The organism is Kaistella sp., from assembly GCF_032060305.1.
Classification (GTDB): Bacteria; Bacteroidota; Bacteroidia; order Flavobacteriales; family Weeksellaceae; genus Kaistella; species Kaistella yananensis.
Genome location: NZ_DAMBHK010000021.1, coordinates 1 through 4,815, shown reverse-complemented (window position 1 = coordinate 4,815; position 4,815 = coordinate 1). Strand labels below are relative to the sequence as shown.

Genomic DNA, 4,815 nt, shown 5'->3' with positions numbered 1-4,815 from the left:
CCAAGCCTTGATTTCGACAGGGATGCAAGCATCGATGCATTTGTTCACCAAACCAGTAAAAGCAGCAGTTTCCGCGCACCTGAAATTACCGTAGACCGCGACTATAATCCGTTTTTGGAAGAAAGAGCTTCTGCCGGAGACCGAACCGCCCTTACGGAAATGTATCAGCAGAATATTCCCGCAGAACCTTCTAAAATAAATCTTTTTGAGGATGAAGATTTCGATGAGGATTTAATGAGGCTTCCGAACGGCTACTGGCTTTTCAATAAAGGCGGCAAAACGCTGATGCTCGATCTTGGACGCATGCAGCGTCTGGTGATAAGCGAAAGAAATGCAAAGAAAAAACTCAGCAATGAAAAACATACCTTGCTTTTTTCTCTGGAATATCACATGAATGAAACCGAGAAAAACAAATTCCGTTCAATAAAGAAATTTTTACCTGAACTTGGTTTCGAAATGGTGATTGCGAACGATAATGTGTTGAGAATAGACGCTGTTCCGGAAGGTTTGAAAGAAACCCAGGTCATGAAATTCATGGAGAATCTTTTCGACATTCTGGAGTACAAAACCGAAGAGGAATTCCTTAATTTCTACCAAAACCAGTGGAACAAAATACAAAGCAAATCCCGTTTTGATTTTCTTTATAAAATTGATGCCGAGCAGGTAATACGCGATTTTACCGCACTGGGTTTCCCGGAGTATTTACCCGGCGGGAAAAGATGTTATATAGAAATCCCACTGGATGAATTAAAAAATAAATTTTAAAACAGATGTTTAATAATATACCACCCATTACCCGCAATATTATCATCATAAATATCGTCGTATTTATCCTGACTTACGTTTTGCAGACCGACTTGATGTACAGATATTTAGCGGCATTTTATCCTTTCTCCCCGTTTTTCCATTCGTGGCAAATCATTACGCACATGTTTATGCATGGGAGTTTTCTGCATATTCTCTTTAATCTCATGACGCTTTACAGTTTTGGGCCTGTTCTGGAGCAGGTGCTGGGAGACAAAAAATATGTAATCCTTTATTTTGTAAGTGGTTTGGGCGCTTTTTTCCTTTTTAATCTTTGGAATTTTGTGGAAGTTGAGCAGATAAAGTCCAGCCTGCAGAATTTGGGATTCGATTTAGCCGGTTACCTGAATGGTGAAAATGTTTCCTTTAAAGGAAATTCTGAGGCTGTACTCGAGCAGCAGGGACTTGTAAGCAAATTACAGTCGATAATTTCGGTGCCGATGGTGGGTGCTTCAGGAGCAATATTTGGTGTCATTGCCGCTTTTGCAACGTTATATCCAGATGCCAAAATCATGTTGATGTTTATCCCGGTTCCGGTGAAGGTAAAATATCTGATGCCAGTGGTGATCATCGTTTCCATTTATTTAGGAGTCACCGGAAATGCAGGCGGAATTGCACATCTTGCCCACGTTGGTGGAGCTTTAGTTGGTTTTATACTGGCCAAAATCTGGAAAAAACACCTTTACCGTTTTAATTAAGCTGAGTTTTTGTGAAAATATTCCGTTTTTTACTCACACTTTTTCACCTGTTCATTATTGTTCTTTTGTTTGGAACATTATTGAATGATTACATTCCGCCTCGGGTTTTTCCATGGGTGAATATGCTTTCACTCAGTTTTCCGGTATTAATGATTCTGAATGTTTTACTCTGCATACTTTGGCTTGTGCTCTGGAAAAAACGGGTGTTTTTATTTTTACTGCTTAGTTCATTTTTAATTAACCCAACCAGAAGATGGCTGAATTACAGCGACACAGCTCACGAAAAAGCCAATTTAAAAATCGTTTCAGTTAATATAAAAGGAGGAACACTTTTCGGCTATCAAAAGGTTTATGATTACCTGAAAACTACGGATGCAGATATTATTTTAGCCCAGGAATATGCAAGTGAATTCAAAGTTCCAGGTTATGAGCACAGAACGGATGCTTACGAAATCGTAGCATTAAATTCAAAAATTAAAATCCTTGAACAGGGTAAAATTGCAACGGTAGGAAACGGAAATTCTTTTTTTGCCGATGTGGAAGTCAACGGGAAAAAAATCCGGCTGATTAATGTTTATCTGAGTCCTTTTTCTTTTGATAAAGGCAAAGTGAAACCTTCTGAAGACCTGGATAAAAACAAACTCAAGTTGAGATATGTTGTAAGAAAGCTGGTTCCTACATTCAAAAATCATCAGGATGAAGTTGCTGATATTCAGCGTGCGGTTTCAGAATCGCCTTATCCGGTAATTTTGGCGGGTGATTTCAATGCTGTTCCAAATTCCTATGAATATTATCAAATCGGTAAAAAACTGAAAGATGTTTTCGTAGAAACGGGTAGTGGCAGCTCAACAAGTTTTCACGACTATAAATTCCCGATCCGGATCGATTATGTGTTCTGTTCGCCGGAATTAAAGCCCATCAGTTACAAAGTAGACCGATCCGCGAAAGTTTCAGATCACTTTCCTGTAATTACAGAATTCAAAATTGATTAAGATGAAGAGTTTTATATTATCTGTATTTTTTATATCGCTGTTTTCCTGCGGAAAAGAAGCGGTTCAAACGGTTCCTGTGGAAAAAGAAATTGTCACTGTTCCTTATGATACCACAGCCGTAGATTCTTTTTCGGTGGGTGCAACTTCCGTGGATGTGGCCAGGCGGATAAAAATTTCGTCGCTAAAATATCAGGATTCTCTGAAAAAAGCAGCGCTTAAATTGGAAGAAGAAAAATTGCTGAATAAAGCTAAAGAAGAAAAGGAAAAAGCAGAAAAGAAACTGGCTGAAGAAAAGAAAAAACTCGATGCTGAGAAGGCAAAAAGGCAAAAACAGAATGCTCCAACAGAAAATCAACCTTCTGAAACACCAAATCAACCATAATTTTCTTTAAATTTAAACCTTACAAATCACCCAATTATGAAAAAATATTTTTTAACCGCAGCAGTATTCTCATTAATGTTGATGAGCTGCAAACAGTCGGAAACAAAGGTCGAAACCACCGAAAATCCAGACGGCAGCGTTACCACCACAACTATAGAAAAAGAAGAAACAACTGCTTTGGATTCTGCAACGATCAATGCAACCGTAGATAAAGCGAAAGAAAAGCTTAATGCCGCAGGCGAAAAAATTGACGAGGCTGCCGAACATGCAGGAACACAACTCAAAAAAGCCGGTGAAGATGTAAAAGACGCAGCTGCGAAAGGCGCTGAAAAAGTAGAAGATGGCGCCGAAAAAGTAAAAGAAGACCTGAAAAAGTAAATAAAAAATCCGCTGAATACAGCGGATTTTTTTATTGGTTCATTTGCAGCAAAGGTTCTATATATTCTCTGTCGTTGCTTAACCGCGGAACTTTGTTCTGTCCGCCAAGTTTTCCGCGGGACGACATCCAGTTATAAAAAAGCTGAGGTTTTGCGATATGCACGATCGGCTTTTTTAAGGTCATATTATTATAACGTTTGGCTTCGTAGTCGGAGTTTACAGATTTAAGGTAATTATCGAAAACTTCGGTGAAGCGCTCCAGATCCTCAGGTTCCTGGGTGAATTCGAAAATCCATTCGTGGGCGCCGCTCTCGCCGTCTTTCATGAATACCGGAGCGCCAGTAAAATCGGTAACTGAGCAATTGGTTATTTCGCAGGCTTTGGCTAATGCAGTTTCTACATTGTCGATCATCAGTTCTTCACCAAATGCGTTGATGTAATGTTTTGTTCTTCCAGAAATTTTAATGCGGAATGGCTGCAGCGAGGTAAATTTTACAGTGTCGCCAATCAGATAGCGCCACAACCCGCTGTTGGTGGTAATTACAACAGCATAATTTTTACCGATTTCAACTTCCTGCAATGGGATGGCCTGTAAATTATCGGGATTAAATTTATCCATCGGAATAAATTCATAGAAAATTCCGTAATCAAGCATCAAAAGCATTTCGTCACTGCCTGGCTGATCCTGAATGGCAAAAAAACCTTCGGAAGCGTTGTAGATTTCGTAATAATTAATGTCTTTACCGATAATTTTTCTATACTGTTCTCGATAAGGTGTAAAACTGATGCCGCCATGAAAAAACACTTCAAGATTAGGCCATATTTCAGAAATCGTTTGTTTTCCTGTATCTGCTAAGGTACGTTGCAGCAAAACCATCATCCAGCTTGGTACGCCGGTCATGCTCCCTACATCTTCATTTTTCACTTCAGAAATAATCGCTTTCAATTTACTTTCCCATTCCGACATTAAAGAGATTTTTTTGCTTGGCGTCGTGGTAATTTCTACCCAGAACGGGAGGTTTTCAATCATAATTGCCGAGAGGTCGCCAAATTTTGTATTGAAATCTTCATACAGTTCTGAACTTCCGCCAAGTCTTAAATTCTTGTTTGAAAAGAGTGAATTTTCAGGATGATTATTTGCGTAGATGGAAAGTAAATCTTTCCCGGCCTTGAAATGGCAGTCTTCTAAACTTTCTTCAGAGATCGGAATAAATTTGCTCTTCGCATTGGTGGTTCCCGAAGATTTTGCAAACTTGCGGATATATCCGGGCCAGAAAACATCGGGTTGTCCCTGTCGGGCTCTTTCAATATAAGGTTCAAAATCTTCATAAGTAACGATGGGAACATTTTTGCAGAAATCTTTGTAGCTGGAAATAGAGCTGAAGCCGTGAATTTTTCCATAATCGGTATTCTCTGCGTGATAAAGCTGAGAGAATAAGACGCCGTTTTGCGTTTCGATAGGGTGATTGATGAAATTCTGGATCTGATCGATCCGCTGGCGGATAAACCAGTTTACAACGGTATTAAAAAGCGCTTTTGTTGCCATTGATACAAATATAAT

At 39.3% G+C, this 4,815-nt stretch carries 5 protein-coding genes and 1 pseudogene; 5 read left to right on the top strand and 1 reads right to left on the bottom strand.

The features are described 5' to 3' along the window. The 5 genes and pseudogenes from V5N63_RS04605 to V5N63_RS04585 form a co-directional block, all read left to right on the top strand. Positions 1-765 (top strand): annotated as a pseudogene (locus V5N63_RS04605) (DNA mismatch repair endonuclease MutL); the annotation flags it as partial. Between the two features lie 5 nt (positions 766-770). Then, entirely contained in the window at positions 771-1,502 is a 732-nt protein-coding gene (locus V5N63_RS04600) for a rhomboid family intramembrane serine protease (protein WP_332032996.1), read from the top strand. A 203-nt stretch (positions 1,503-1,705) separates the two neighbouring features. Next, positions 1,706-2,494, top strand: a complete 789-nt coding sequence (locus V5N63_RS04595) for an endonuclease/exonuclease/phosphatase family protein (protein ID WP_332032995.1) — start codon at positions 1,706-1,708, stop codon at positions 2,492-2,494. A gap of 1 nt (position 2,495) precedes the next feature. Further along, positions 2,496-2,876, top strand: coding sequence for a hypothetical protein (locus V5N63_RS04590; RefSeq protein ID WP_332032994.1), 381 nt, complete (start codon positions 2,496-2,498; stop codon positions 2,874-2,876). Positions 2,877-2,912: 36 nt separating this feature from the next. Then, positions 2,913-3,254, top strand: a complete 342-nt coding sequence (locus tag V5N63_RS04585; RefSeq protein ID WP_088468426.1) for a hypothetical protein — start codon at positions 2,913-2,915, stop codon at positions 3,252-3,254. A gap of 31 nt (positions 3,255-3,285) precedes the next feature. On the opposite strand, the gene V5N63_RS04580 is transcribed toward V5N63_RS04585, so the two are convergent. Beyond that, a complete protein-coding gene (locus V5N63_RS04580; RefSeq protein WP_332033018.1) occupies positions 3,286-4,800 on the bottom strand; it encodes a GH3 auxin-responsive promoter family protein in 1,515 nt (504 codons plus the stop codon). Positions 4,801-4,815: the final 15 nt, after the last annotated feature.